The following is a 25,610-nucleotide window of genomic DNA, read 5'->3' as shown; positions in this document are numbered from 1 at the left end:
CCGCCGATGCGCGCGAAGACGCCTGCACGCAGCCGCGCCGACGCGCCGCTGTCGGCGTGGTTCGCCGAGCAGGGCTGGCGGCCGGCGGCGTTCCAGCGCGAGGCCTGGCGGCGTTACCTCGCCGGGGAATCCGGCCTGCTGGTCACGCCAACCGGCAGCGGCAAGACGCTGGCCGCGCTCGGCGGGCCGCTGCTCGAAGCGCTGCGCCTCGGCGACACGCCCGCACCGAAGCGCGCGCGCCCCGGCGTGCCGGCCACGCCGCGCCTGCGCGTGCTGTGGATCACCCCGCTGCGCGCGCTGGCGGTGGACACGGTGCGCGCCGTGCGCGAACCGATCGCCGCGCTCGGCGTGCCGTGGACGGTGGCCATGCGCACCGGCGACGCCAGCGCGCGCGACAGGCGCCTGGCGCGCCAGGGCCTCGCCGACGTGCTGGTCACCACGCCGGAATCGTTCGCGCTCGCCCTGTCGTATCCCGATGCCGGCGCGCTGCTGGCCGGCGTGCGCGCGGTGGTGGTGGACGAGTGGCACGAACTGCTCGGCAACAAGCGCGGCGTGCTGCTGCAGCTGTGCCTTGCGCGGCTGCGTGCGCTGGCGCCCGGCGCGCGCACGTGGGGGCTGTCGGCCACGCTCGGCAACCTCGACGAGGCCCGCGACGTGCTGCTGCCGCATGCGCCGGGCGCCGCGATCCTGTCCGCGCCCAGGCCGAGGAAGATGACGCTGGAAACCCTGTTGCCGGCCGAGGGCGAGCGCTTCCCCTGGGCCGGACACCTCGGCCTGTCGCAGCTGCAGCGCGTCGCCGCGGTGCTGCAGCGCGCACGCAGCAGCCTGCTGTTCACCAACACGCGCTCGCAGGCCGAGCTCTGGCACCGCGCGCTGCAGGCGGTGTGGCTGGACGACCCGGCCACGCTCGCGCTGCACCACGGCTCGCTCGACGCCTCGCTGCGCGCCGCCGCCGAGGCCGGCCTGCGCGACGGCAGCGTGCGCTGCGTGGTGGCTACCTCCAGCCTCGACCTTGGCGTCGACTTCCCGGCCGTGGACCAGGTGCTGCAGGTCGGCAGCCCGAAGGGCATGGCGCGCCTGCTGCAGCGCGGCGGCCGCGCGCGGCACCGGCCCGGCGAGGCCGGGCACGTGGTGTGCGTGCCCACGCACGCGCTGGAGCTCGCCGAATATGCCGCCGCACGCGATGCGCTCGCCGGCGGCCGCATCGAAGCGCGCCCGCCGCCGCGGCTGTCGCTCGACGTGCTGGCGCAGCACTGCGTCACCCTCGCGCTCGGCGGCGGTTTCGATGCCGATGCGCTGCTGGCCGAGGTGCGCGGCACGCACGCGTTCGCCGACCTGCCGGATGCCGCCTGGCAGGCGGTGCTCGATTTCATCGTGCGCGGCGGCGGCGCGCTCGAGCACTACCCCGACTACCGCCGCGTGCTGCGCGACGCTGACGGCAGCTACCGCGTGCACGATCGCCGCGTCGCGTTCCGCCACCGCCTGTCCATCGGCACCATCACCAGCGACGGCAGCGTGCAGGTGCGCTACTTGAAAGGCGGGCACCTCGGCGTGGTGGAAGAGGCGTTCGTGTCGCGCCTGCGGCCGCGCGACCGCTTCCAGTTCGCCGGCCGCACGCTGGAGCTGGTGCAGCTCAAGGACATGACCGCCTACGTGCGCCTGGCCACGCGCAACGACGGCATGGTGCCGCGCTGGCAGGGTGGGCGCATGCCGCTGTCCAGCGAACTGGCCGCCGAGGTGGAAGCGATCCTGGCGCAGCCACCGGCCAGCCCGGAGATGCGCGCGCTGTCGCCACTGCTCGCGCTGCAGACGGAGCTCTCTGCGCTGCCCACGCCCCACACGCTGCTGGTGGAAGCGGTGAAGACGCGCCAGGGCTGGCACCTGTTCGTGTTTCCGTTCGCCGGCCGCGCGGTGCACGAGGGCCTGGCGCCGCTGCTGGCGCTGCGCTGGTCACGCGAGGCACCCAACACCTTCGTCTGGGCGATGAACGACTACGGCCTGGTGCTGAGCGCGCAGGCCGAAGCCTGGCCGGACGCTGCGCTGCTGGCGCGCATGCTCTCGCCCGACGGCCTGCTCGAGGACCTGCACGCCAGCCTCAACATCGCCGAGCTCGCCCGCCGCCAGTTCCGCGACATCGCCCGCGTCGCCGGCCTGCTGCCGCCGTCGCTGCCGGGCCGCGCGATCCGCTCGCTGCGCCAGCTGCAGGCGTCCAGCGGCCTGCTGTTCGACGTGCTGCGCCGCCACGACCCGGGCCACATGCTGCTGGCGCAGGCCGAACGCGAAGTGCTCGAGGCGCAGCTCGACGTGCGCCGCCTCGGCGACACCCTGCGCCGCTGTCGCGACCGCACGCTCGACCTGCGCACGCCGCGCAGCCGGACGCCGCTGGCATTCCCGCTGTGGGCGGACGCCATGCGCGGCCAGCTCAGCAGCGAGGACTGGCGCACGCGCGTGCAGCGCGCCGCGGCCCAGCTCGAGAAGCGCCATGCCCGACGTGCTTGAACTCGTCATCGCCGGCGAGCCGATGCGGCTGTACGCGGACCGTGCGCTGCACTGGCCCGCGCGCCGCCGCCTGCTGATCGCCGACCTGCACCTGGGCAAGGGCGACATCCTGCGTGCGGCCGGCATCGCCGTGCCCAGCGGCGGCACGGCGCACGACCTCGCGCGCCTCGACGCGCTGCTGCAGCGCTCGGAGGCGCGTGAGCTGTGGATCCTCGGCGATTTCCTGCATGGCCGGCACCAGCCGCAGGTCGACGCCGCCTGGCGCGCGTTGCTTGCCGCGCACCCCGGCTGCGTGGCCGCGGTGGTGGCGGGCAACCACGACCGATCGCTTCTGGCCGATGCCATGGGCGTGGTGCGCCTGCCCGACGACGTGCGCGATGGCCCGTTCCGGTTCCGCCACCATCCGCTCGACGTCCCCGAGCCCGCGGCCGGACATGTGCTGTGCGGGCACGTGCATCCCGTGGCGCGCCTGCCGGGTCTGCCGGGGCGCCATGCCGCGCTCGCGCTCGACGCGCACCAGTCGGTGCTGCCTGCGTTTTCCGCGTTCACCGGCGGCCAGCGTCTCGACGACGCGCGCCACTGGGTGGCATGCGCCGGTGGCGTGCTTGCCGTGAATGCGCCTTGACCCGCGCACCACGGCGCATCGCGTAGCGTCGCGCGTCACCACAGCGGAGCCACCACGCCATGACCGAACGTACGCAGCATCCCTGGACCGGCCTCGCAGGCTGGGCCGCCGTGACCTTCGCCACCGCGGCCATCGGCGGCGCGGCGTCGGTGCGCTCCGACGATTTCTACGCCCAGCTGGCGACGCCCACCTGGGCGCCACCGGCCTCGGTATTCGGCCCGGTATGGACGCTTCTGTACATCCTGATGGCGCTGGCGGCGTGGATGGTCTGGCGGCGCGCGGGCTGGCAGGGCGCGCGCGTCGCGCTGACGCTGTACCTGGTGCAGCTGGTGCTCAACGCGTTGTGGACGTGGTGCTTCTTCGCCTGGCGCATGGGCGGGCTGGCGTTCGCCGACATCGTGCTGTTGTGGCTGGTGATCGCGGCCACCACCTGGCTGTTCTGGCGCGTGCGGCCGCTTGCCGGCATGTTGATGCTGCCGTATCTCGCATGGGTCACGTTCGCTGCGTTCCTCAACCACGCCACGTGGCGCATGAATCCGCAGCTGCTCGGTTGATGCGTCAGGCGTCGCGCGGCAGTACCGTCAACACACGCGCGATGAACTGGTGGAATTCCTCAAGGTAGTCGCCCAGGAACTTCGCCGTGGATGCATCGGCGATCTCGCCGGCGTCGTTGATCATCCCGTCCTTGAACTGGATGTAGGCCTCCGGCGAGTTCATCTGCGGCGAGTTGAGAAAGCCGAGGATGCTGCGCAGGTGCTGCTGGCCCACGGCCGTGCCGATCGCACCTGGCGAGGTGCCGATCACGCCTGACGGAATGTTGGCGAAGGAGTTGGTGCCCCACGGGCGGCTGGCCCAGTCGATGGCGTTCTTGAGGCCGCCGGGAATGGAGCGGTTGTACTCCGGCGTCACGATCAGGATCGCGTCCGAGTTCTTGATCGCCTGCTTGAACTTGCGGCCGGCTTCCGGATAGTCGGCGTCATAGTCGTAGCTGTAGATCGGCAGGTCCCGGTAGGAGATCTCCGCGAACTTGAGCTGGGACGGGGCCAGCTTGAACAGCGCATTGGCGAATTTACGGTTGATCGAGTCCTTGGCGATGCTGCCGATCAGGTATCCCACGTTGTAGGTCTTCATCGTCTGCTCCGGGCAGTACGGATGGCCGCTTTGGCCACTGCTCTGCGCACATGCCGAGCCGCCATTTTTCGCGCCGTCGTGTAAGGGGCCGGTGATTGCCGGCCCCCACGTCGTCGCTACCCGCCACGCAGCGGGGTCAGCTGCCTGCTGTCGCCGATGCGTTTCCGAATACAGCCAGCAGCAGCAGGACGTATGCGACCACCGCCAGCAGTGCATGCGCGAGCACGAGCCACGATGGCAACAGGAGCTGCTTCCACTTGTAGGCCAGGCTCAACACCGAGCCGCCTCCCGCCGCCGCGAGGAACAGCAGCAAGGCGATGAGAGCCGAGGAAGGCACATCGCCCATCAGCGCGGCGTAGGCCAGCAAGGTGATGCCTGCGGCAGCCAGCAGTCCATGCAACATCGCCAGCCACGCCGGCGGATTGCGTGTGCCGCCGAAGCGGATCGCGGCCATCGCCAGGCCGCCAAGCGCCGCCAAGGTGAACAAGCCGGCGGCGGCTTGCAACATGCCCATCGTTTCGTCCGGATTCATTGCATTGCTCCTTTGCGGTGAATCCCGGGCGGCCTGGGAGCAGGCGCGCTTGCCGGGTTGCCTACAGGTCAATCGCAAGGCGCCGGCTCTGGAGGCGAGCCGGGCCGGAGGCAGACTACAACTTCCTGCAAGGCCATTGGCATGGCATGCCGCCGGAGCACCTCCGATCGGTCAGCGCATGATCAATGCGAACGCCAGCATGTTCACGAGGATGTGTAGAACCACTGCGGGCGCCAGCGAGCGCGTGCTGCGCACAAGCCAGCCGGTGAGCAGCCCGAGGGCAAGGTAGTACGCGAAGCGTGGCGCATCATCGTGCACCAGCGCGAAGAGCAGGGCCTGCAGCATGTTGGCCCAGCCGAAGGAGATATGGCGGGCCAGGCCACCGAGAAGCAGCCCGCGGAATGCGAACTCCTCCCAGACAGGACCGAGGACCACGACAGTGAGAAACGCGAGCCCGACCTCCCACGGGGTCCGCCCGCTGTTGACCATGTCGGCCACCATCCTGACCTGGTCCGTGCTGCTGTCGATGCCGCGGGACTGGTAGATGGCGGCGAGCAACGCGCCAACAGCAAGCAGCGCGGCCCATGCCAGCAGGATCCGCCACCATGCCCGGTGCATTCGCGACCATCCGAATCCATTCGCGGCCGCGAAGCGTCGCAGCGGAAACGCCAGCACCGTCAAGCACAACGCGGCGCTCCAGAGGCCTGTGAGCATGAGTGCGCGCCCATTCGGCTGCGATTCGCCCGACAGCATCCCCGACAGGCCAGCCGGGTCGACGAGACCGAGAATCAGCGACGGGATGACCAGGAGCGCCGCCATCGCCATCCATGCGTGGCGCAGTCCGACGGGAGCGAAGACAGGTACACGCGCGCGACCTGCGAGGCGACGCAGCGCCCCGCGGTAATGCACCGGGATCAGCAGCATTCCCGGGAGCAGCGCCAGCGCAAGCATGATCGCGGCGATGACCACCAGCGAAGGCCATAGCGTCGGCTGTAGCAGCGCCGATGGCGCGGCTGAAACCAGCCTTCCGAAACGTTCGAGGTGCGCGACAAAATCCTCGCTGCGGACTAGGTCGACGTGATGGGATGCCGACGCCCAGTCGCGGCTGGCGTAAGCGATATCGAAGCGGACCGCATTCGCGAGATCGTCGGAATCATCGGAGGCCTGCAGTTGCTCGCGGGCGCCATCCAGGTCGCCTGCCTTGATGTACGCGCGCGCAGCCATCGGCGCGTCGACTTGGCGTCCGGCAGCCTCCTGGCGACGCAGTTCGGCGAGTGCAATCCCCGGCTCGGCCAGGAGCAGCGCCGCCTCGACACGCCCGGTCGCCGAGTAGTTGCTCCCTGCAGGCGCTGAGTCCCCGAGCAGCGCCGTGGCCGTCGCATCGTCTCCGAGGCCGGCAAGGTGCCTGACGGCGCGGCCAACCAGCTGCGAATCACCCAGTTGTGCAGCCGTGACTGCCAGGTCGCCGGCGCGCGCCGCATCGTCATTGGTTTCCCAGTAGAGCGTCGCGGCAACGCGCTTGCGCAGGTCGCCGGGCCAGCTTGCAGAGTCTGCAAGCAGCGTGTCGGCTGCGCCTTCGGCGTCGGCAAGCCTGCCCTGTTCGAACAGGTAGACGCGTACGAGCGGGTCTCCGGGAGTGGATTCAGCCAATCGGTCGACGCAAGCTTCGAACGCCTCGGGCGCGCCTGCCACGTAGCGGCCGGTTTCAGCATCGCTGAATGCTCCGATGAACTCGCAGCGCGCGACTGCGCGCCCGGCATCGTGTGGATTCGAGGCTATATCCGCGTCATGGCGGCCAAGCACCTCGCTATAAGCGGCGTCCATGCGCGCATCCACCACCTCGATGGAATCGCGCAGCGCCTCGCTGCGCTCGGACGCCCCGACCACAAGTGACGCGGCCGCACAGAAGAGCGCAACCGAAGCTGCGCACCAGTAACGATTTGCCATGTTGTCCCCCTGTTCCCTGGGGGGATGGTATCGCGCGTCGGGGCCCCGGTTGCCCCGGCGAGCCGGTCAACGCAGCGCGGCGATCACCGCATTGCTGAAGGCCGGGATGTCGTCGGGCTTGCGGCTGGTGATGATGTGGCCGTCGGTGACGACCTCCGCATCCTTCCAGCGCGCTCCGGCGTTCTCCAGATCGGTGCGCACCGACGGCCACGATGTGAGCTCGCGGCCCTTGGCCGCGCCGGACTCGGCAAGCAGCCACGGGCCGTGGCAAATCGCGGCAAGCGGCTTGCCGGCGGCGTCGAAGGCGCGCACGAAAGCCACCGCCGCCTTGTTGATGCGCAGCCTGTCCGGATTGATCACGCCACCGGGCAGTACCAGGGCGGCGTAGTCGTCCGGGGAGGCCTTGTCGAGCGTGACATCGACATCCACCGTGTCGCCCCAGTTCTTGTCCTTCCAGCCGCGGATCTCGCCGGATTCCGGAGCGACGATGTCGACGTCGAAACCGGCGGCCAACAGGCGATCGCGCGGGCCGGTGAGTTCGGATTGCTCGAAGCCATTGGTGGCGAGGATGGCGATGCGCTTGGCCATGGGGGAGTCCTGGGGCGGGGGAGCCGGAAGTCTGCCTCCGCGGGGGTTTGGCCGTGGTGAATCCGGTCGGCTGCGGGCGCGTGTTCGCCGTATTCTTCCGTCATCTCCAATGTTCGGGCCGATGCATGAAACGCTTGAAGCCGGGCGCCGATGTGGGTGCAGCGTTGTCGCAAGCCTGTCCCTGCCGCCCGAGCGCCACATACGCCGCCTGCTGCCAGCCGATCCACGACGGCCGCGCGCCGGCCGCCAACGCCGAGGTCCTGATGCGATCGCGCTACAGCGCGTATGTGTTCGGCCTGCGCGACTACCTGCTGCACAGCTGGCATCCCGACACCCGACCTGCGGAACTCGACCTTGATGACACACCGGGTCTGCGCTGGCTTGGGCTGGATGTGAAGCGCCACGTCGACCACGGCGACGGCACCGCGATCGTGGAGTTCGTGGCGCGTTACAAGGTGCACGGCAGGCCGGCGGTCCGCATGCACGAGGTCAGCCGCTTCGAGCGCGTCGATGGGCGCTGGGTGTATGTGGATGGCGAGGTGTCTGCATAGCGTGCTGCGCCCACCGCCTGGTTGCGGAAGGTGACCGTTCGTCGTCATGTCATCATTTCGCTTGCGCGCGTGCACTGCCGCGAGTAAGGTGCGCTCCCGTTGCGTAGCCACGCAACCCGTTCCCTCATTCGAGTCGTACTTCGATCATGTCCACGCAGAACCGCATAGCCGACCGCCTGCTGCCATCGCTGCCAAAGCGCGATGCGGGCCGGCGCGCGCGTTTCGCGTACGAAGGCGCATACCAGGCCTGACCGACTCCTCCACGGGAGATCGGTCACCCCGATCTTCCGAGGCACTGCGAATGCCCTCGGACTCCATGCCGGGGGCATTTTCGTTTCTGCGTTCGCAAAGGACGTCCAACACACGCGGGCACCGCGGTAGCGGGGCAACGCAAATGAATTGCCGTTTCGAAAGAGGCGGCAATGCGCGGTCGAATCTCGATCGGTGACAGCGGTACGGGCTTGTGTCCCGTCCGGTGCGCGCGGCATTGCCGTGGCGCATGCCGATGCCGGTTCGAGGCGACTGCGACAACGTGCGAGTCCCGCACGTTGACCTCTGGATAGCTCAGACGGGTAGAGCAGTGGATTTTGTTTCCACGTGTCGCGGGTTCGAATCCCGCTCCAACGATCGCTGATTGTCATCAGCAAAGGGCGCAAGCCCGAAACCGGGAACGTCCCGTGCCTGTTCCGCCAGGCGTCGCAGTGGATCGCGATGCGCAACGAAGCACGCAGCGGGTAACGCGCCGGCGCCGCGTCCTGGCGGTGGCAGACAACGTGGAAAAGCGGGCGCGTGCCGATACGGGCGCGGCCATGGATCCACGGCAGACGCCATCGCCAGCATCGGCTGCCCGCCCGCTACCTGCCAGGGGCGTTCCCACTTCTTCCGCCGGCCGTACAAGGAGAAAACCCATGATGTTCTGGACCCGTCGGGTCGTGATCGGCGACGCTGAGCGCGGCCTGGTGTATCGCAACCGTCGTTTCGAGCGCGTCCTCGCGCCGGGCGTGCATCGCCTGTTCGCGTGGCGCGACCAGCTGGACGTGGTCGTGCACGACATCCGCAAGCCGGACTACGCCGGCGACGACGTCGATGCGCTGATCGCCGCGCTCGGCACCACGCTGGACAGGACCTTCGTGCTGGCCGACATCGGCATGGACGAAGTCGGGCTGGTGTCGAAGAACGGCCGCCTTGAGGACGTGCTGCCGCCGGGTCTGCGCAAGCTGTACTGGCGTGGCCTGGTGCAGGTCGAGGTCGAGAAGGCTTCGCTTGCCGAAGGCCTGCGCGTCGCGCCCGACGTGACGCGCCGCCTGCGCCAGCTCGGCATGCTGGGCCGCGTGGCGGTGGTGCTCGATGTGCCGGTGGAGTCGGCGGGCCTGGTGTTCGTCGACAACACGCTGGAACAGGTGCTCGGCGCCGGCAGCTACGCCTTCTGGAACTTCCAGAAGAACGTGGCGGTGGAGACCATCGAGCTGCGCGTGCAGTCCATGGAGGTTTCCGGCCAGGAACTGCTGACCCGTGACAAGGTGAGCCTGCGCGTGAACCTGGCTGCTTCGCTGCGCGTGACCGACCCGGTCGCCGCGCGTACGCGGGTGGCCAAGTACAGCGACTACGTGTACCGCGAGCTGCAGTACGGCCTGCGCAAGGCCGTGGCCGCCAAGACGCTCGATGAGCTGCTCGGCGACAAGGCCACGCTGGACGCGGAGATCTTCGGCCATGTGCGTGGCCGCGTGGAGGCGCTCGGCATCGAGGTGCTGGGTGTCGGCGTCAAGGACGTGATCCTGCCGGGCGAGATGCGCGAGATCCTCAACGGGGTGGTGCAGGCGGAGAAGCTGGCGCAGGCCAACGTGATCCGCCGCCGCGAGGAGGCGAATGCCACGCGCTCGCTGCTCAACACCGCGAAGCTGATCGAGGAAAGCCCGGTGCTGATGCGCCTGAAGGAGCTGGAAGCCCTGGAAAAGGTGACGGAGAAGATCGACAGGCTGACCGTGTTCGGCGGCCTGGATGGCGTCGTCAAGGAACTCGTGACGCTGAAGTAACACCCGCGCGCCCAATGGACGGGCGCGCGGGTCCTTCAAGGAATGGACCACATGGACACTTCGAATTACCAATGGCTGCACCGCGAAGGCGAGACCCCCATCAAGGGCTGGGTCCGCGGCGTGCAGCTGGAAGACAAGGCGCACGAGCAGCTGCGCAACATCGCGAGCCTGCCCTTCGTGGGGCCCTGGGTCGCGGTGATGCCGGACGTGCACCTGGGCATCGGTGCCACGGTGGGCTCGGTGGTGCCGACGCGCGGCGCGATCATCCCCGCCGCGGTCGGCGTCGACATCGGCTGCGGCATGGCCGCGGTGCGCACCACGCTCAACGCGCGCGACCTGCCGGACTCGCTGGCGCGGCTGCGCTCGGCGATCGAGCGCGCGATTCCCGTCGGCAACGGCCCGGGTGGCAACCACCGCAAGACGCCCGACAGCGTCGAGTCGGCGCTGGCCGGCTCCGGCCTGTGGCAGCGGCTCGAGCGCATCAAGGCCAGGCATCCGCGGATCCGCCTCGACAAGGTGGAGCAGCAGCTGGGCACGCTCGGCGGCGGCAACCACTTCATCGAGGTCTGCCTCGACGAGAGCGAGGCCGTGTGGGTGATGCTGCACTCGGGCTCGCGCGGCACCGGCAACCTGATCGGCACGTACTTCATCCAGCTGGCCCGCGAGGAGCTGGGCAAGCGCGTGCTCGGCTACCACGTGCCCGACAAGGACCTCGCGTTCTTCATGGAAGGCGAGGCGCTGTTCGACGATTACGTGGAGGCCGTCGGCTGGGCGCAGGACTACGCCCGCGCCAACCGCGAGGCGATGATGCAGCGCGTGCTGCACGCGATGCGTGCGGAGCTTCCGAAGTTCAAGCTGCAGGCGATGGCCGTCAACTGCCACCACAACTACGTGCAGAAGGAAGTGCACGGCGGGCAGGAGATGTTCGTGACCCGCAAGGGCGCGGTGCGGGCGGGCAGGGACGAGCTCGGCATCATTCCCGGCAGCATGGGCGCCAAGAGCTTCATCGTGCGCGGGCTGGGCAATGACGACAGCTTCCACAGCTGCAGCCATGGGGCAGGGCGGGTGATGAGCCGGACCGCGGCGCGCAACAGCATCACGCTGAAGCAGCACCGCGAGGCCACGGCGCATGTCGAATGCCGCAAGGACGCGGGCGTGATCGACGAGTCACCTGCGGCCTACAAGGACATCGAGGCGGTGATGGCGGCGCAGGCGGACCTGGTGCAGGTGATGCATACCTTGCGGCAGGTGGTGTGCGTCAAGGGGTGAGGGGTGGCCCTGCGGAGGCGGGGCCATCTCTCTCTCGGGGCACCTGCAGGTAAGAGCGCTGTTTGTCCGCTTACGACCCTTTGCGGTCCTTCGCAGCCTTGACGATCAATGTTTGCTGCGCAGCGATTGCTGATCTTCAGACTATTGCTTCTGGCTGGCTGGTGTGTGTCAAGACCGGGCGTTCGATGAAGCAGCTCAATCCTGCAAACTTGGTTGGTTACCGCTTTATTTTTAGGTTGCGTGACTATGAAGAAAAGAGAATTGGAAGAGCACGTGCTCAAGTTGGCGGAGCCGTTGTTTGAAAAGCTGTACGGCAAGTTTTCCTTCGATCCAGCGCAAACAGACAGGCCCGATGCTGCCATTAATGTCTACAAGCCGCACAAGCGCTTTGGCCGGAAAGCCGGCCCTTTCAGGATAGGGATTGAAATCACCACCGTAGATAAGGGGCAGGACCTTGCCTACCTGAACGATGAAAAATATGGGCGCGACAGGGTTATCGCTCAAACAATGGACGTGCTCGAAAACGGCTTCGATAGCGTTCGACCAATCAAGAAGGCCGAGATTGATATCCAAGACTCCTATATATATGACGGGGCGATCTCGAAGAAAATAAAGTATCAGAGCTATTTAGAATACGGCACTTATCGCGAGATCATCCTGCTGTGCTTCAGCGACGTAGTAGCCACCGATACGGTCGTCTTCAAGGAGCATCTAGAGGGCAGTACTGACTATCTTCTTAGTAAGGCGCAGTTTCCATTCGACGCAGTCGTGTTCGCGAGTCTCCGGCAGGGCAACCCGGTGAGGGTCTATCGAAAAGGCAATCCGCGTCTAAGTCCTCCTGCACCGTCTAATTATTCGGGGGTTACCGAGACGGTCGTTCATGGCCCGACCATGCGGTTCGACCAGACATACAGCCTGCGAGAAATCATGTCTAACGAACCCTTAATTACTCGGCGGCAACCCAAGCCAGCTTCATAGTCGAACTGCCCAAAACCGCCAAACGGATGCTCCGGGGGTAATTTCCGGCCATGAGAAATCGATCACACCGGGCGGCTGCTTTGAGCTTAAGGCCCCCGGCCTGTTTCGCTCGGCCAGATTTAAGAAAACCGTCTGAGCAGTCACTTGATCGATTTTGGACAAACGACCGCTACTGGCCGGAAGCGGTCACCTGGGTGACCGCTTCTCATCGGGAGCAAGTCAAACCTCAGTTTGTTCCGCCATGACTAGAGCGTCATCGACGTCGACGCCGAGGTAGCGCACGGTGCTTTCGATCTTGGTGTGGCCCAGCAGCAACTGCACTGCACGCAGGTTCTTGGTGCGCTGGTAAATGAGAGAGACCTTGGTCCGGCGCATGGAATGTGTCCCATAGTTCAGCTCGTCCAAGCCGATGCATCGGACCCAACCCTTGACGATGCGGGCGTACTGGCGGGTGGAGAGGTGCGGCCGGTCGTGTTGCCGGCTGGGGAAGAGATAATCGTCGGGCTGGAGGCATCGGTTGTCTATCCAAGCCGTCAGTGCTTCGCGCGTCTGGAGGGTGATTTCGAACTGGACGGGGCGCAGGGTCTTGCGCTGGACGACACAGGCTCGCGGTGAGATCTGGGTGCCGTGAGCGATGTCTCGGACGTGGAGACCGACTAGGTCGCAAGCCCGCAGCTTGCTGTCGATGGCCAGGTTGAAGAGAGCCAGCTGGCGAATGTCATCGGCCAACTGCAGACGGACCCGGATGGACCAGATCTCCTTGAGCTTGAGCGGGGCCTTTTGGCCGACGAGCTTTCCGCGGTTCCAGGCTGGTCGGGAGACGAGTTGTGCGGTGTTCCGTTTCATGGCGTCCTCCTCTTCCGGGATGGAAGGGAGGGCGAGCGTCGAACGACCCGAGTTGGGCGGCCGTCACGCCGATGGAGCAGTCACGGGATAGCCCGCAGCTACCGACCCAAAGCAGGTACTCGACTCGTTTAAAAGAATGAGGAGTCAACTCCACGCACGTGATGCCCTTGCCTTCCGCATGCGCTTATGTCGCTCACCTCTGTTCAGGGCTTGGAGCTTTGAGTCGGGAACGCACTGTCTAGCTCGCGGAGAGGGGTGCGCAGGAAGTCGGCCACAAGTGCGAAATCCATTTCGCGGAGGCTGCCTTGGGGTTCCTGAAAATCGATGACTTTGAACCCGGTGACGTCTGTCCCATCGGGCAATGTCTCGATTGCAAAGAGAAGCTGGTGGTGCTGCCCGGCGGCGGCCGCGGCGGTCTCGATCATGTTCCTGAGGTTGGCCGCGTCCTGCCCGGATTGCTGAGGCGTATCCATGACGAAGGGGAAAAGAGGGGTGTCCCCGTGCTCGACGTTGGTATCGATTAGGGCAAGATGCAGCGCGAGAACGGCTCGTGCGGCGTAGCTACCGCCAGCCCCATCTCGGTCACCGACTTTGACCTTCTTGGCCTGTTCCGCGAGCGGGATATTGAGTCGGTTGGAGTAGGAAGATACGCGGCCGGCGTAAAACGTTTCAACCGTCGCCTTGCGGTGTTTGTCTTCCAGCTTCTTTAGTTGTTCCTTAAAAGCACTCTCCCGCAACACGAGTTTGTCCAATGCCTCCTGAAGGGGCTCCGCGGCGTGGCGGAAAGCGACATCCAGCGTGCGGCGGCTTTCGGTGGCGAGCAAGTCGCTCAGTTGGAGGTCGGCTTTCCGATTGCTGGTTTCCTGGGCATACGAATCGAGCTTTTGGCTGACATCAGTCAAAAGTTGCCGGAGCGCGGTTTCCTCGCTCCGGAGAGCTTCGCGCTGACCGTGGAGCTCTTGCACAAGCGCGCCCATGGTGTCGGCATCGACAGAAAGAGTCAGGCGTGCATGGAACGAGTTCTTGTGGTGGACGCCACAGGTGGGACACTCCACAGGCCCTGGAGGCAGGTCCGAAAGGTATGCAATGTCTGCATCCAGCTCGCGCTGGGCGGCCCCGGCCAGCTTCAGCTCTGAGCGGAGCTGCTCACGTTGGGACACCACGTTCAGAAGCTTTGCCCTGGAGGTAACCTGAAGTTCATACGCTTCCGCCGCCTGCGTCCCCAGCCGGACCAACTCCTCGTGGAAGGACTGGGGGTCGATGCGCGGAAGATCTGCAGGCAATGCCTTCTGGACTTGCTCGAAGGCGTTGGATTGCGCTTCCAGCTCTCGTCGCTTCTCATTGGCCATTGCCCACGCTTCTTCCTGGTGTTGCTTGGCCCTAAACCACGCGTTGGGCTTCAGCCCGATGAAGGACTCCAGAGTTGGCTTGGGCCAGCTCTTAAATTTACTCAGCCCATCAAATGTCGCCCATTTAGTGCTCCAGCTTCCGTCCTGATCCAAGTAAAACGGCACCATCAGGTGCTCCATGCTGGCTTGTCCTGAGCCGCCGTCGTGCCTGGTTAGATGGAGGCGATAGCCGAAAAGCTGGGCCATGTGCAGGTCCCAGGTGCCGACCCGTTCAGTGAAGAACTGCAAGGCACCATCCTTGAACAACCCAAGGCGCTTGCCGTGACGAAGCGCTACGTACTCTTGGCCGTCGTAAGTGAACGCGAGTGCCGCGATTGCATTGGTATCCCAGTCCCCTCGGTCCTTCTTTGGGGGAAGGCAACCCAACGCCCAGAACAGGTTCTTAGTGATTCTCGACTTGCCCATCCCGTTCGTGCCCAACAGGAGCGTCTTCGGCTCCAGGTCCAACTTGCGTGCGCGCTTGTCTCGCTGCGACAGCAGATAGAGCGTCTTGAAGGTGACGTTGCGGTTCATGCGCATGCCTCAGGTTGCGGACCAGGCGCAGGAGGGAGTATGTCGAGGTCGATTCCATCGTTGAGTACCAAGAGGGCGAGGGCATTGACGTACGCTGGTCTAAGGCCGGCGAAGTCGGAGGGGGAAGCGCTGATGGTTTGTTTGACCAAGCTGTCCATAAGGTCTCTCAGCGGTAGGCTACTGGCATCCTGGGTAAGGTGAGATAACTGGGTCGCAAGCGCCGCGACGCAGGCTTTCAGTTGATCATTGGTCCGATCTACGGCGTGAGCCAAGACCGTGGTTCGTTCGGCTTTGATCTGTTTCAGAGCCAAGAAGGGGTAGCCCGTCGCAGCGAGCTGTTGAAGCGCATCATCGAGCCTTTCGGAGGCGCGGTGCGTGGTTCCGGCGGCTTCGGAGAGCGCCTGAATCGCGTCAGCCCTGGAGAGGACGCGGCTCTTCAGGTCGTGAATAGTTGCGGCGTAACTGGTATGCGACGCCTTCGATTGAAGCACCGACGCCAAATAGCGAGCCGCGACGGTCGGATTGGGAAGATCAAACGGGATCTTGCCGGCAGCGCTCAGGTCGGCCAGCTTTCCGGCCAAGAACACGTACTGCTCGCCCAGCGGAAGGTTGGTACGGTGAAGCATCCAGTCGTTGAGATCGACCTCGGCCGATCCGACGGCCAGCTGTTTGGCGATTTTTTCGCGGATCTCGGTTTGTTCTGCCGGTGTCAGGCTCGTGAGCTGACAATCAGACGCGGACATACCGGCAGCAATTTTGACCGCTAGATTGGACACGAAGCGCAGCTTCGTGGGATGGCCGGCGAATTCGGTTCTCCGTTTGTGGAGCTTGGCCAGGATCGAGGGGTCGTGCGGCTTGCTCTTTCTCTTGGGGCCCTGCCGATGGAGATCTTTCAGCCCCCAGCCACCAGCCTGCTCATTCTTCTTGATTTGGCAGAACTCGACGGACATAGGACTTAGCGCGGAGTCCAGGATGGCTACGTCTTCTTTGACTTCCATGCCCACTGCGAAGTCGGCCTCGGACTCCAGCAACTCGGCAACGACCAGTGCGCCCCACCACTGCTGGAAGGTAAATCCTAGCGTCGCATTTGCGCCGGTCTTCTCGTCGCTGGCAGCGTCCCCCAGCAGTGCTTCAAGCGCCTTTGGGAGCGGCGCACTCTCGTCCTTAAGTGCCATGACAGCCCTAGCTTTCCCCTGGAGCCAAGCCTACAGCAAGCCATGGGCGTCTTCGACCTTGTGGGGGGAGGGCGATGGTGTCCGCTTCTGGCCGTTAGGTGCCCCTCAGTGACTGGATACGCGGTCGACGATCCACTCGACGATCGCGTCGAACCGCTCCTGATCAAGCGCATGCCCCCGGTCGACACGGAGCTCGGTGATGAAGTCGCCGGCAACCTTGGCCACGACCTGGTCCGCATCGCGTGAGTACTTGTCCCCGGTACCCGATACGACCAGTGTCGGCCTGGGTCCGATGGCGGAGAGGACATCGTGCGTTTCAAGCTGGCGGGCGAGCCCGGGTACGGCCTCGAACAGGGTGATCCCGGTGTTCTCCCGGCGGCGCGTCTCGAAGCTGCATACGGCACCGCTGATGCATGCGAACCGGCATCGCGAATCGACGGCCGCGTGGTAGAGCGCCGTGTAGCCACCGTACGAATGTCCAGCCACGCCCACGCGTCGCTCGTCCACGTCTGCGGCCTGGAGCAAGACGCTCAGGGCGCGCTGGGCATCATCCAGGCACTTCCTCATCAGCAGGTCGCCATCCAGCAACCGGTAGCTCATGGCGCTGTAGTGCTGGAGCCAATCGTAGTAGTCCGGCTCCACCCCGTGGACCGCGCCCCGTCGATCCTCGAACGTGATGGAGTCCGGGGCGAGGACCGCGACACCCCTGCGCGCGAGCGCAGGCCCGAAGGCCTGGAACGCGTCACCCACATCGCCGGCGACCTCGCTCTTGCCGAAGTGGAACTCCCCGTTGTGCTGGTGGAAGACAACCACGCCACCGAGCGTGTCGCGCCCCCTGGGCGTGAACAGGAACGCCGGGATGGGATCACCTTCGAGTCCGCGGTATTCGATCCGTTCACGGGCGAATCCGTCGGCCTCGGTAGCGTCGCCTCGCTGGAATTCCAAAGCGACAGGGTCCGCAAGCCCAAGGCGCTGGCGAAGCATCGTAGTGAGATCGTCCGTCATCCCTGGATGGTAGCTCGCAATATGGACGGGTCGCGGGCCTGCTCTGGAGGTCGAGTTCACCGGTTCTTCTCGCACGGCCATGCAGTCATGGACGCCCCGGCATCCCGACTGCGAGCTGCACCCCGATGGACCTGAAAAGCGGCTACCCCTGGTGGGCGGTCAAGAACGGCCTGATGCACGCCTTCCCGCCGCTGCAGGCGGACCATCGCTGCGACGTGGCGGTGATCGGCGGCGGCATCACCGGGGCGCTGATCGCCGACGAACTGGCCGCGCACGGGCATGACGTGGCGGTGTTCGAGCAACGTGACGTGGGCTGGGGCAGCAGCGCCGCCAGCACGGCGCTGCTGCAGTACGAGATCGACACGCACATGGTCGACCTGGCCAAGCGCTATGGCGAGGACAACGCCGTGCTCGCCTACCGCGCCTGCGCCGAGGCCATCCCGCTGCTGCAGGCAAAGGCGGCGGACGTGCGCGACGTGGATTTCGCCCGCGCCGCGAGCCTCTATTACGCCAGCCGTCGCCGCGACGCACGCGCGTTGCGCGAGGAATTCGCGCTGCGCCAGCGCCACGGCTTCGATGTGGCGTGGCTGGATTCGGATGCGGTGCGCGAACAGTTCGGCTTCGATGCGCCGGCGGCCATCCTCAGCCGGCTGGCTGCGCGCATGGATCCCTACCGCATGGCTTACCGCCTGTTTGCGCGGCTCCGCAAGAGTGGCGGCGCGGTGTTCGACCGCACGACCATCGAGAGCATCCAGCCCCGTTCGCGTGATGTGCTCCTCACCACCGCCGAGGGCCACGCGGTGCGTGCCGGGCACGTCGTGATCGCCGCGGGTTACGCCAGCCAGAAGTGGCTGCGCAAGCGCGTCGCCGCCGATCGCAGCAGCTACGCCGTGATCACCGACCCGATCGACAAGGACGCGCTGGGCCCGCTGGTCGACACCATGGTGTGGGAGACGGCGCGCCCCTATCTGTACATGCGCAGCACAGGCGACGGGCGCCTGCTGGTCGGCGGCGAGGACGACAATGTCGACGTGCCGGTGCGACGCGACGCCCGCGTGGAGAAGAAGGCGCGCAAGCTGCTGGACAAGGCCGCGACCCTGTTCCCGCACCTGCCGCTGCGGCTGGCGTTCTCCTGGGCCGGCACCTTCGCCGAGACCCATGACGGCCTGCCGTTCTTCGGCCCCCACCCGCAGCACGGCCCGCGCGTGCAGTTCGCCATGGCCTACGGCGGCAACGGCATCACCTATTCGATGATCGGCGCCGGGCTGGTGCGTGCGCTGATCGAGCGGCGCAGGCATCCGTTGGCCGAGTTGTTCTCGTTCGGGCGCGGTGAGGGCTGAGCAGTCAGTGCGAGCCGGGCGACCGTGCCCTCGCCGTCGGTGTCGAAGCGCAGGGCGATGCCGTGGCGCTCGCCCAGCCGGCGCACGATCGCCAAGCCCAGCCCGAAGCCGGCGCTGGCCTCGCCCTTGGCGAAGGGTTGGAATGCGGCTGCCGCGATGCCATCGCCCGGGTTGGCAATGCGCAGCCATTCGCCGTCCACGTCGATCACGACCTCGCCGTCGCGGGTGTGGGCGAAGGCGTTGCCCACCAGGTTCGACAGCACGATGTGCAGCACGGTCGCCGGCAAGTGCGCGCGCGTGTTGGTCGCCACATCCAGCCGCACCTCCACCGCACGGCCATCCAGCAGCGGCGCCTGGTCGACGATCACGCGCTCCAGCAGGGGCAGCACGGCGACATCGCTGGCGGCCTCGGCGCTGTGCTCCTCGCGCGCGAGCGCCAGCAGCGTGGCGACCGTCTGCTCGAGCTGGTGTGCGGACTGGCGGACATGCTCGAGCTGAAGCCGTGACTCGACATCGAGGCCGTCGCGCGCAGCCAGGCGTTCGCAGGCGCTGCGGATCACCGCCAGCGGCGTGCGCAGTTCGTGGCTGGCGTCGCGGCTGAACTCGCGTTCGCGCGCCACGAAGTCGTCGATGCGCGCGATCAGGCGCTCCAGCCCGCGCGCCAGCGTGCCGACCTCGTCGTCGGGAAAGGCATCCGAGAATCCGGCGGGCAGCCGCGACGGCGTGGCCTCATCGACCAGCGCCGCCAGCCGCGACAGCGGCGCGGTCATCCGCCGGGCCAGCCAGGCGCCGAGCGCAAGCGCCAGCGCGAGCACCGCCAGGCTGGACACGCCCAGCCACTGCAGGATGCCGCTGCGCATCGGCCGCACCGCCAGCTGCTGGCTGACCTCGGCCACCAGCCACGCCGGTGCAGCCGGCGCCGCTGGCTGCAGGGCCTGCAGGTGGTAGTGGCGGCCGTCGTTGCCGGGGAACTCGCGACGCGAAGGCTCCTCGGCCAACCACGTGCCGAGCCCGTCGGGCAGGGTGGCCGGATCGGCATGCACCGCGATGAAGTGCAGCTGCGGGCGCGTCCACTCGCCGTGCGCGGCGTGGTGCGCCAGCTGCGCCTGCGCTTCCTGCTGCAGCAGGCCATGGAAGAAACGGTCTTCGACCACGTAGACGAACAGCACCACGTAGAAGCCGTATAGCGCGGCCACGAACAGGGCGAATCCGCCGAAGGCGACCATCAGCCGGTGGCGCAGCCGGCGGCGCGGACGCGTCGTGTTGCTCACGTGTCGGCCTCCAGGCGGAAGCCGACGCCATGCACCGTCTTCAGCATCGGCACCGCGAACGGGCGGTCCAGTGCCTGGCGCAGCATGTACAGGTGCGTGCGCAGCGGATCGGAGTCGGGCGGGGCGTCGCCCCAGATGTGTTCAACGAGCTCACTGCGGGTCAGCGTGCGCGGCCAGGCTTCGGCAAGCGCAAGCAGCAGCTGGTGCGCCGTCTGCTGCAGGTGCAGGGTGCGGCCTTCGCGCTGCACCACGCCGCTGCGCCGGTCGATGCCGAGGCTGCCGATGCGCAGCACATGCGGAGTGCCGGCGCGGTGGCGCTGCGACAGCGCCAGGCAGCGCGCCAGCAGTTCGGCGCCGGCGAACGGTTTGACCAGGTAGTCGTCGGCACCGCTGCGGAAGCCCAGCAGCCTGTCGTCCAGCGCATCGCGCGCGGTGAGCATCAGTACGGGAATGTGGCGATCGGCCTGCGCGCGCAGGCGCTCGCAGATGCGCAGTCCATCAAGGCCGGGCAGGCCCAGGTCCAGCACCAGCACGTCGGGCGGATCGGCCAGCGCCGCCTGCAGCCCGCTCAGGCCGTCGGCGGCGAAGCTGGCGGCGATGCCGCTGTCGGCGAACATCGCCTCCAGGTTCCCGCGCAGCACCGGGTTGTCCTCGACCACCAGGATGCGCAGCGCGGGCAGGTGCATGGCTCAGCCGTCGATCCGCTTCAGGAGGGTGACAGCCTCTTCCATCTGCGGCGCCGCTTCCAGTACCTGCAGCACCAGGGCGCGCGCCTGCGCATGTTCGCCCAGCCGCAGGTGGGCGTCGGCAGCGCCGAGCTTGAGCTGCGGCTCGGCCATGTGCGGCAGGGCGAGTTGCATGGTCTGCAGCGCGGGCCGCAGCTGGGCGGCATCGTCGCCGGCGACCTGCGCCTGGTAATAGCCGAGCAGGCCAATCAGTTCGACGTGGTAGCGCGTGGGCGCCTGTTGCAGTGCCGCCGTTGCGCCGGCGATGTCGCCGCTGCGCAGGCGTTCCACCAACGCCATGCTCAACTCGTCGCGCCACGGCGTGCGCGCGACCGGCGTGCGGCCCAGGGCGCGCACGATCGCTTCCGCCACCGCGGTGGTGGAGTAGGGGTTCTGGCCGGTGACCAGGCGTCCATCGACCACCACCTTCGGCATCATCAGCGGCGCCTCGTCCCAGGCCGCGCCGCGCGCGCGCAACGCATCTTCCAGCAGCCACGGGAACTGCGAAGCCCACTTCTTGCCGAACACCGTCTCCTCCTCGTTGCTGAAGCCGGTCATGCGCCGGCCGGCCACCAGCGGGCTGCCGTCGGCCAGGCGGACGTCGGCGAGGGCGGCCGGGCCGTGGCAGACCGCCGCCAGCACCGCGCCGTTGTCCCAGGCCCGGGCGAGCAGGCCCTGCAGCGCTGCATTGCGCGGGAGGTCGAACATCGCGCCCTTGCCGCCGACCACGTAGACGGCGGCGTAATCCTCGGCGCGCAGCGCGTCGATGCGGCGCGTATCGGCCAGCTGGCGCATCGCGTCCGCATCGGCCAGCAGCGCGGCGTTGAAGGGCTCGTCGGGGTTGTATTTGTCGGCCTCGATCGCACCGCCCTGCGGGCTTGCGACCTCCACGGCCAGGCCGTTGGCCTTGAAGATCAGCCAGGCCTGGGAGAGTTCGTCGAACTCGTAGCCGGGGCGGGTCTTGCCGGCATCGCGACCTTCACCGCTGAGCACGACCAGGACGGTGTCGCGGGCGAGCGCGGACGGGAGATGCAGCAGCAGGAGGGCGGCAAGCAGGCAGGTGAGGGGCAGGCGGGACATGGCGGTTCCAGTCGTATCCGGGGAGGGACAGGATGGCGCTGCCATATCAAGCGGATTTCAAGATCGGCGGAGAGCCGACCCTGGACGGAAGAAGCAGGGCCACGCGCGTGCGGGGCCCTGCCCCCGGCTTACTCCGCCGACGCCTCGTCCGGCGTTTCTTCCTCGGGATACCACGAGTAGCGCCAACCGAGTGGCGCGTCGGCATCGACCGCGCGTGCGACGTACTGTCCATCTGGCAGCGCCTGTACGACACGATCGGTATCGTCACGCAGTGGCACTTCCGTCACACCCGTTTCTGCGCGGGCGGGGAGTGAGCCGTCAAACAGGCCGTTCAGCAGCGTCTCGATGTCGGTCGCGCCTTGCGTGAGCGCCGAACGAACCAGGCTGCAGTCGTCGGCCGTCCATGCGCGCGCGCGCGCCGCAGCTGCTTCGCGCGGTGTCCACTCCGTTCCCCTGGCCTCGCGCATGCGCGCCTGGTGGGTCCTGAGCAATGCGCTGGCGGCGCGGCGGGCTGTACGGTCGCCTCCGTTGGCGGCTTGGATCAGCTTGTGCACGCCACTGTCCGCGTAGCGCGTGGCCTCGCGTGAGATCGCGGCCTGAATGTCCGCCGGAGTTTTCCCGGCCAATGGGACGACGTCAGACACCACGACAAGGTCGTTGCTCCACGCTGGCTTCTTCTGCCAGCGCGTCGTCGCCCCTGGCAGCTGCGCCGAATACGCGGCCAGCGCGACCGAGGTGACCAGCGCGGAATAGTCCGGCGTCATGCTGTAGGTCGCCACCAGCTCGTAGCGCGGCTCGTCCTGCGGCACCAGATCGTCCACCGAACGTTCTGGCGCGAGCACATGCCGTTGGACGCTTCGTCCCGCACCCCATGGCGTGCCACCAACACTGCGCTCGATCGCACCCAACAGTGCGTCGGTGTTCGACAGCTTGCACTGGGCACGTTCGAACTCCGCGTTCGCATCCCGGACCTGGCGCTTGGCTGAGGCTTTGGCCTCGGCATTGATGAGCGCCGAGGCGATCAGGCCGCCGGCGAGGCCAGCGGCAGCCGCGCTGCCGTACGACAGTCCGGGCGTGCTCGTGTACAGGTTGTTCGTGGCGTTGACAACGGTGCCGCCTACGTTGATGAACCCGTAGGTGATCTGGCTCTTGAGCCGGTCATGCGCGGCGACGGCATGCACTGCCATGCCCGCGAGTAGTTCGTCTTGCGAGGGATCGTGGCCCTGCGGCCTTTCCTTCTCCGCATGCGCGGCACCGCACGCGCACGCAAGAACCGCCGCCGCGAGCGGCAGCGCAATGCTTCGAATCGTCATCTCTTCCCCTTTCCCCTGAATACGCGAACGCGTCGCGAGAGCTTATCCACTGGCCGCAAATCTCGTAAAGTGCTCTTCACAATCCATCTACGTATTCCAACGCCAGACTGGCCCCGATATCCCCCCGACGAAGGAGCATTGAAATGTTTCTGACCAAAAAACATCTGGTGATGGCGCGTACGCTCGGCCTGGCGATCGTCGCCACCCTGAGCCTTGCCGCCTGTGCCACCTACGATGACGAGTTTGCAGGGATCAACTCACGCCTCGATCAACTCGACACGAAGGTGCAGAGCGCGGCCCAGAGCGCAGAGTCCGCCAACCAGTCCGCGCAGCAGGCCAACCAGCGGTTGGATCAAATGGAAAGCCGCGTCCAGCAGCTTGAAGCAGCGCCGCGCCGCGCGCCGCGCGGTTAGTCTCTACTTGCGCAAACCGCGACGAACGGCCTGAGCCGTGACCCGGTGGCCTTGCTGGCCACCGGTCTCCTTGTCTTCATCCAGTCTTCGTTCCGAGGAACCTTCCCATCCCTACGTGCACACACCCTGCGGCCCGGGCCGTCATTGGTGCGCTGGCGCTTGTGCTGGCGTTCGCGAGCTTTGATGTGACCAGCGCCGAGGACGCCGCCGCGCAGCCGGTCGCCCCCGTCGACCAGCTTCCACCAGGCCAGGATGTGTCCGGTACGGTGATCGAGCTTGCGGGCTGGGTTGTCGCAGCCAAGGACAGCCAGGGCTATCCGTTCGCGGTCATCGACAAGGCCGCCGCACAGATCTTCGTGTTCGGTGGCGACGGCCGGCTTCGCGGCGCGGCCCCCGGGCTCTTCGGCTCGGCGGTCGGCGATCACACGGCCCCCGGCATCGCCGGTCTCGCGCTTCGCGAGATTCCGGGCCGCGATCGCACCACGCCTGCTGGCCGCTTCGTCGGCGGTTACGGTCCGTCGATCGATGCCGGGCGCGTGCTGTGGGTGGACTACGAGTCCGCGGTCTCCATCCACCCGACCGCGACCGGCGTCCCGGCCGAGAGGCGCCCCGAACGCCTTGCATCGCCCACGCCTGACGACAACCGCGTCACGCATGGCTGCATCAACGTCTCGCCCGAGTTCTACGAGCGGATCATCCGTCCGACGTTCGAGCGGGGCGGGGTGTTCTACATCCTGCCGGATGCGGCGTCGATCGCGGAGACCTTCCCCGAGTTCGCGCAAGGTCGCGCGACTACGCAACGCAACGATGGAAAACGCGCTCGGTCCGCGCGCCAGTGAAGCGTGCGTCGTCGTAGTGGCCGAGCGCGAAGCGCAGGCCGCGGCTGCAGAGTCCGCCGCAAGCGATTGATCTGAAACCCCCTCTCATCTCCTTAGACCGCCCGGCGCTGGAATCTTCCGACCGCCGGGCTTGCTTATGTCCGCCAAGGCAAATAGATTTTTACCCATGACCGACGACCTCACCCCCCGACAGCGCGACGTGCTCGGCTTCATCCAGGCCCATGCCGGGGCCGAGGGCGCGCCGCCCACGCTGCAGCAGATCGCCGACGCGTTCGGCTTCCGCCAGGCCTGTGCGGCGCACAAGCACGTGCGCCGGCTGCAGGCCGCCGGCTACCTGGAAGTGCGGCCCAACGAGGCGCGCGGCATCCGCGTGGTCGCGGGCATGGCGCAGGCCGGCGGCGGCCGGGCGGGGCGTGCGCGCCACGTGCCCGGCACGCGGCTGAAGCTGCGCGATGACCGCCTCGAGCTGCCGGTGCTCGGCCGCGTGGCCGCGGGTGCGCCGATCGGTGCCGATGCCGGCGTCGAGCGCCATGTGCTGCTCGACCGCGCGCTGTTCACCAGCAAGCCGGATTACCTGTTGCGGGTGAAGGGCGACTCGATGCGCGACGACGGCATCTTCGACGGCGACCTGGTGGCGGTGCAGCGGGCGAGCGACGCGCGCAACGGCCAGGTGGTGGTTGCGCGCGTGGACGGCGAGATCACCATCAAGCGCCTGGAGCGCACGCGCACGCGGCTGCGGCTGCTGCCGCGCAATCCGGACTACGCGCCGATCGAGGTGCCGCCGGGCAGCGACTTCGCCATCGAGGGCCTGTACTGCGGGCTGGTGCGCACGGCATGAACGCGGTCGCGTCCATCGCGGTGTTGCCCAGCCTCGACGCCATGCTCTCGGCGCAGACGGTGTGGCGCGCGGGGCGTGCGCCGGCGGTGGCCGCGGGTGGCGAGCCGAGCGGGCATGCCGCGCTGGATGCATTGCTGCCGCAGGGCGGCTGGCCACGCGCGGCGCTCACCGAATTGCTGCTGCCGGCCGATGGCGTGGGCGAGCTGGCGCTGCTGCTGCCCACGCTGGCGCGGCTGACGCAGGCCGGTGGCGTGGTGGCGCTGGTGGCGCCGCCGTACCTGCCGTATGCGCCGGCGTGGCAGGCGGCGGGCGTTGACCTGCGCCATCTGGAAATCATCGAGGCCGATGCGCGCGGTGCGCTGTGGGCGTTCGAGCAGTGCCTGCGCAGCGCGGCCTGCGCGGCGGTGCTGGGCTGGCCGCTGCAGGCGGATGCGCAGGCGCTGCGCCGGCTGCAGGTGGCGGCCGACAGCGGCGACTGCCTGGGCTTCGCGTTCCGCGATGCGAAACACGCGGCCAATCCGTCGCCGGCGGCGCTGCGGCTGGAGTTCGCCGCGGCGGGCGAGGGGGCGTGGTACGTCCGCAAGTGCCGTGGCGCCAATCCGCCGGCGCAGGGCTTCAGGCCTGCCGGTGCGAACGCCGTCGCGGCCTGCGGGCGCGTCGCCCTCGCCACCGTCGCTCCCTAGGGCATCG

At 67.3% G+C, this 25,610-nt stretch carries 25 protein-coding genes and 1 tRNA gene; 14 read left to right on the top strand and 12 right to left on the bottom strand.

The window, feature by feature from the left end; all coding sequences use genetic code 11:
* Positions 1-6 precede the first annotated feature (6 nt).
* The 3 genes from JHB91_RS06200 to JHB91_RS06190 are packed head-to-tail and all read left to right on the top strand — an operon-like array spanning position 7 to position 3,678.
* Positions 7-2,499 (top strand): ligase-associated DNA damage response DEXH box helicase, encoded by a 2,493-nt coding sequence (locus tag JHB91_RS06200; protein ID WP_233398629.1) that lies wholly within the window; start codon positions 7-9, stop codon positions 2,497-2,499.
* Positions 2,483-3,124 (top strand): ligase-associated DNA damage response endonuclease PdeM, encoded by a 642-nt coding sequence (gene pdeM, locus JHB91_RS06195; protein ID WP_199472116.1) that lies wholly within the window; start codon positions 2,483-2,485, stop codon positions 3,122-3,124. The genes JHB91_RS06200 and pdeM overlap by 17 nt, the downstream gene beginning before the upstream one ends.
* A gap of 59 nt (positions 3,125-3,183) precedes the next feature.
* Positions 3,184-3,678 carry a TspO/MBR family protein gene (locus JHB91_RS06190; protein ID WP_199472115.1) on the top strand — a complete coding sequence of 165 codons (495 nt, stop codon included), beginning with the start codon at positions 3,184-3,186 and terminating at the stop codon, positions 3,676-3,678.
* A 4-nt stretch (positions 3,679-3,682) separates the two neighbouring features.
* Here the strand turns inward: JHB91_RS06190 and JHB91_RS06185 are convergent, their stop codons facing one another.
* From JHB91_RS06185 to JHB91_RS06170, 4 genes are all read right to left on the bottom strand, one after another.
* Positions 3,683-4,255, bottom strand: a complete 573-nt coding sequence (locus tag JHB91_RS06185; protein WP_199472114.1) for an NADPH-dependent FMN reductase — start codon at positions 4,253-4,255, stop codon at positions 3,683-3,685.
* 136 nt (positions 4,256-4,391) lie between these two features.
* On the bottom strand, positions 4,392-4,787 hold the full coding sequence (locus JHB91_RS06180) for a hypothetical protein (protein WP_199375244.1): 396 nt from the start codon (positions 4,785-4,787) through the stop codon (positions 4,392-4,394).
* A 171-nt stretch (positions 4,788-4,958) separates the two neighbouring features.
* Positions 4,959-6,734 carry a CPBP family intramembrane glutamic endopeptidase gene (locus tag JHB91_RS06175; protein WP_199472113.1) on the bottom strand — a complete coding sequence of 592 codons (1,776 nt, stop codon included), beginning with the start codon at positions 6,732-6,734 and terminating at the stop codon, positions 4,959-4,961.
* A 66-nt stretch (positions 6,735-6,800) separates the two neighbouring features.
* The gene (locus JHB91_RS06170) at positions 6,801-7,322 is read right to left on the bottom strand and encodes a type 1 glutamine amidotransferase domain-containing protein (protein WP_199472112.1); all 522 of its coding nucleotides are present in this window, start codon (positions 7,320-7,322) and stop codon (positions 6,801-6,803) included.
* Between the two features lie 125 nt (positions 7,323-7,447).
* On the opposite strand from JHB91_RS06170, the gene JHB91_RS06165 reads away from it, so the two are divergent.
* The 6 genes from JHB91_RS06165 (at position 7,448) to JHB91_RS06140 (ending at position 12,153) form a co-directional block, all read left to right on the top strand.
* A complete protein-coding gene (locus tag JHB91_RS06165; protein ID WP_199472111.1) occupies positions 7,448-7,873 on the top strand; it encodes a YchJ family metal-binding protein in 426 nt (141 codons plus the stop codon).
* 556 nt (positions 7,874-8,429) lie between these two features.
* Positions 8,430-8,497: transfer RNA gene (locus tag JHB91_RS06160), tRNA-Gln, on the top strand.
* Positions 8,498-8,784: 287 nt separating this feature from the next.
* Positions 8,785-9,906, top strand: a complete 1,122-nt coding sequence (locus JHB91_RS06155; RefSeq protein ID WP_199472671.1) for a slipin family protein — start codon at positions 8,785-8,787, stop codon at positions 9,904-9,906.
* A 51-nt stretch (positions 9,907-9,957) separates the two neighbouring features.
* A complete protein-coding gene (locus JHB91_RS06150; RefSeq protein ID WP_199472110.1) occupies positions 9,958-11,175 on the top strand; it encodes an RtcB family protein in 1,218 nt (405 codons plus the stop codon).
* 62 nt (positions 11,176-11,237) lie between these two features.
* Positions 11,238-11,477, top strand: a complete 240-nt coding sequence (locus JHB91_RS06145; protein WP_199472109.1) for a hypothetical protein — start codon at positions 11,238-11,240, stop codon at positions 11,475-11,477.
* The gene (locus tag JHB91_RS06140) at positions 11,449-12,153 is read left to right on the top strand and encodes a hypothetical protein (RefSeq protein WP_199472108.1); all 705 of its coding nucleotides are present in this window, start codon (positions 11,449-11,451) and stop codon (positions 12,151-12,153) included. Before JHB91_RS06145 ends, JHB91_RS06140 begins: the two co-directional genes overlap by 29 nt.
* Before the next feature lie 219 nt (positions 12,154-12,372).
* On the opposite strand, the gene JHB91_RS06135 is transcribed toward JHB91_RS06140, so the two are convergent.
* The 4 genes from JHB91_RS06135 to JHB91_RS06120 form a co-directional block, all read right to left on the bottom strand.
* Positions 12,373-12,999 (bottom strand): tyrosine-type recombinase/integrase, encoded by a 627-nt coding sequence (locus JHB91_RS06135; protein WP_199472107.1) that lies wholly within the window; start codon positions 12,997-12,999, stop codon positions 12,373-12,375.
* A 203-nt stretch (positions 13,000-13,202) separates the two neighbouring features.
* Entirely contained in the window at positions 13,203-14,921 is a 1,719-nt protein-coding gene (locus JHB91_RS06130; RefSeq protein ID WP_199472106.1) for a hypothetical protein, read from the bottom strand.
* Entirely contained in the window at positions 14,918-16,096 is a 1,179-nt protein-coding gene (locus JHB91_RS06125; protein WP_199472105.1) for a dsDNA nuclease domain-containing protein, read from the bottom strand. Before JHB91_RS06125 ends, JHB91_RS06130 begins: the two co-directional genes overlap by 4 nt.
* Positions 16,097-16,201: 105 nt before the next feature.
* On the bottom strand, positions 16,202-17,101 hold the full coding sequence (locus JHB91_RS06120) for a prolyl oligopeptidase family serine peptidase (RefSeq protein WP_199472104.1): 900 nt from the start codon (positions 17,099-17,101) through the stop codon (positions 16,202-16,204).
* Positions 17,102-17,226: 125 nt separating this feature from the next.
* Here JHB91_RS06120 and JHB91_RS06115 point away from each other — a divergent pair, with 125 nt between their 5' ends.
* Positions 17,227-18,441, top strand: a complete 1,215-nt coding sequence (locus JHB91_RS06115) for an FAD-dependent oxidoreductase (RefSeq protein ID WP_199472103.1) — start codon at positions 17,227-17,229, stop codon at positions 18,439-18,441.
* On the opposite strand, the gene JHB91_RS14100 is transcribed toward JHB91_RS06115, so the two are convergent.
* From JHB91_RS14100 to JHB91_RS06095, 4 genes are all read right to left on the bottom strand, one after another.
* On the bottom strand, positions 18,345-19,712 hold the full coding sequence (locus tag JHB91_RS14100) for a HAMP domain-containing sensor histidine kinase (protein ID WP_199472102.1): 1,368 nt from the start codon (positions 19,710-19,712) through the stop codon (positions 18,345-18,347). The genes JHB91_RS06115 and JHB91_RS14100 overlap by 97 nt on opposite strands.
* Positions 19,709-20,398 (bottom strand): response regulator transcription factor, encoded by a 690-nt coding sequence (locus tag JHB91_RS06105; RefSeq protein ID WP_199472101.1) that lies wholly within the window; start codon positions 20,396-20,398, stop codon positions 19,709-19,711. The genes JHB91_RS14100 and JHB91_RS06105 overlap by 4 nt, the downstream gene beginning before the upstream one ends.
* Positions 20,399-20,401: 3 nt before the next feature.
* Entirely contained in the window at positions 20,402-21,517 is a 1,116-nt protein-coding gene (locus JHB91_RS06100; RefSeq protein ID WP_199472100.1) for a type 1 glutamine amidotransferase domain-containing protein, read from the bottom strand.
* Positions 21,518-21,645: 128 nt separating this feature from the next.
* Positions 21,646-22,830, bottom strand: a complete 1,185-nt coding sequence (locus tag JHB91_RS06095; protein ID WP_199472099.1) for a hypothetical protein — start codon at positions 22,828-22,830, stop codon at positions 21,646-21,648.
* A 143-nt stretch (positions 22,831-22,973) separates the two neighbouring features.
* Between JHB91_RS06095 and JHB91_RS06090 the strand changes: the two genes are divergently transcribed.
* From JHB91_RS06090 to imuA, 4 genes are all read left to right on the top strand, one after another.
* A complete protein-coding gene (locus JHB91_RS06090; protein WP_199375256.1) occupies positions 22,974-23,243 on the top strand; it encodes a hypothetical protein in 270 nt (89 codons plus the stop codon).
* A 161-nt stretch (positions 23,244-23,404) separates the two neighbouring features.
* Positions 23,405-24,082 (top strand): hypothetical protein, encoded by a 678-nt coding sequence (locus JHB91_RS06085; RefSeq protein ID WP_343225059.1) that lies wholly within the window; start codon positions 23,405-23,407, stop codon positions 24,080-24,082.
* A gap of 166 nt (positions 24,083-24,248) precedes the next feature.
* Entirely contained in the window at positions 24,249-24,920 is a 672-nt protein-coding gene (gene lexA / locus JHB91_RS06080; RefSeq protein WP_199375257.1) for a transcriptional repressor LexA, read from the top strand.
* Positions 24,917-25,603, top strand: coding sequence for a translesion DNA synthesis-associated protein ImuA (imuA, locus tag JHB91_RS06075; protein WP_199472098.1), 687 nt, complete (start codon positions 24,917-24,919; stop codon positions 25,601-25,603). Before lexA ends, imuA begins: the two co-directional genes overlap by 4 nt.
* The last annotated feature ends 7 nt before the right edge of the window (positions 25,604-25,610 follow it).

The organism is Luteimonas sp. MC1828 (genome assembly GCF_016461615.1).
Taxonomy (GTDB): Bacteria; Pseudomonadota; Gammaproteobacteria; order Xanthomonadales; family Xanthomonadaceae; genus Luteimonas.
This window is presented reverse-complemented; position numbering and strand designations above follow the sequence as displayed.

Excerpts from the sequence above, each read along its gene's own strand:
- JHB91_RS06150 (WP_199472110.1), top strand. The coding sequence starts at position 9,958 with ATGGACACTTCGAATTACCAATGGCTGCACCGCGAAGGCGAGACCCCC.
- JHB91_RS06095 (WP_199472099.1), bottom strand. The coding sequence starts at position 22,830 with ATGACGATTCGAAGCATTGCGCTGCCGCTCGCGGCGGCGGTTCTTGCG.
- lexA (WP_199375257.1), top strand. The coding sequence starts at position 24,249 with ATGACCGACGACCTCACCCCCCGACAGCGCGACGTGCTCGGCTTCATC.
- JHB91_RS06090 (WP_199375256.1), top strand. The coding sequence starts at position 22,974 with ATGTTTCTGACCAAAAAACATCTGGTGATGGCGCGTACGCTCGGCCTG.
- JHB91_RS06180 (WP_199375244.1), bottom strand. The coding sequence starts at position 4,787 with ATGAATCCGGACGAAACGATGGGCATGTTGCAAGCCGCCGCCGGCTTG.
- JHB91_RS06175 (WP_199472113.1), bottom strand. The coding sequence starts at position 6,734 with ATGGCAAATCGTTACTGGTGCGCAGCTTCGGTTGCGCTCTTCTGTGCG.
- pdeM (WP_199472116.1), top strand. The coding sequence starts at position 2,483 with ATGCCCGACGTGCTTGAACTCGTCATCGCCGGCGAGCCGATGCGGCTG.
- JHB91_RS06135 (WP_199472107.1), bottom strand. The coding sequence starts at position 12,999 with ATGAAACGGAACACCGCACAACTCGTCTCCCGACCAGCCTGGAACCGC.
- imuA (WP_199472098.1), top strand. The coding sequence starts at position 24,917 with ATGAACGCGGTCGCGTCCATCGCGGTGTTGCCCAGCCTCGACGCCATG.
- JHB91_RS06170 (WP_199472112.1), bottom strand. The coding sequence starts at position 7,322 with ATGGCCAAGCGCATCGCCATCCTCGCCACCAATGGCTTCGAGCAATCC.
- JHB91_RS06130 (WP_199472106.1), bottom strand. The coding sequence starts at position 14,921 with ATGAACCGCAACGTCACCTTCAAGACGCTCTATCTGCTGTCGCAGCGA.
- JHB91_RS06120 (WP_199472104.1), bottom strand. The coding sequence starts at position 17,101 with ATGACGGACGATCTCACTACGATGCTTCGCCAGCGCCTTGGGCTTGCG.
- JHB91_RS06165 (WP_199472111.1), top strand. The coding sequence starts at position 7,448 with ATGAAACGCTTGAAGCCGGGCGCCGATGTGGGTGCAGCGTTGTCGCAA.
- JHB91_RS06200 (WP_233398629.1), top strand. The coding sequence starts at position 7 with ATGCGCGCGAAGACGCCTGCACGCAGCCGCGCCGACGCGCCGCTGTCG.
- JHB91_RS06105 (WP_199472101.1), bottom strand. The coding sequence starts at position 20,398 with ATGCACCTGCCCGCGCTGCGCATCCTGGTGGTCGAGGACAACCCGGTG.
- JHB91_RS06115 (WP_199472103.1), top strand. The coding sequence starts at position 17,227 with ATGGACCTGAAAAGCGGCTACCCCTGGTGGGCGGTCAAGAACGGCCTG.
- JHB91_RS06125 (WP_199472105.1), bottom strand. The coding sequence starts at position 16,096 with ATGGCACTTAAGGACGAGAGTGCGCCGCTCCCAAAGGCGCTTGAAGCA.
- JHB91_RS06100 (WP_199472100.1), bottom strand. The coding sequence starts at position 21,517 with ATGTCCCGCCTGCCCCTCACCTGCCTGCTTGCCGCCCTCCTGCTGCTG.
- JHB91_RS06155 (WP_199472671.1), top strand. The coding sequence starts at position 8,785 with ATGTTCTGGACCCGTCGGGTCGTGATCGGCGACGCTGAGCGCGGCCTG.
- JHB91_RS06185 (WP_199472114.1), bottom strand. The coding sequence starts at position 4,255 with ATGAAGACCTACAACGTGGGATACCTGATCGGCAGCATCGCCAAGGAC.
- JHB91_RS06190 (WP_199472115.1), top strand. The coding sequence starts at position 3,184 with ATGACCGAACGTACGCAGCATCCCTGGACCGGCCTCGCAGGCTGGGCC.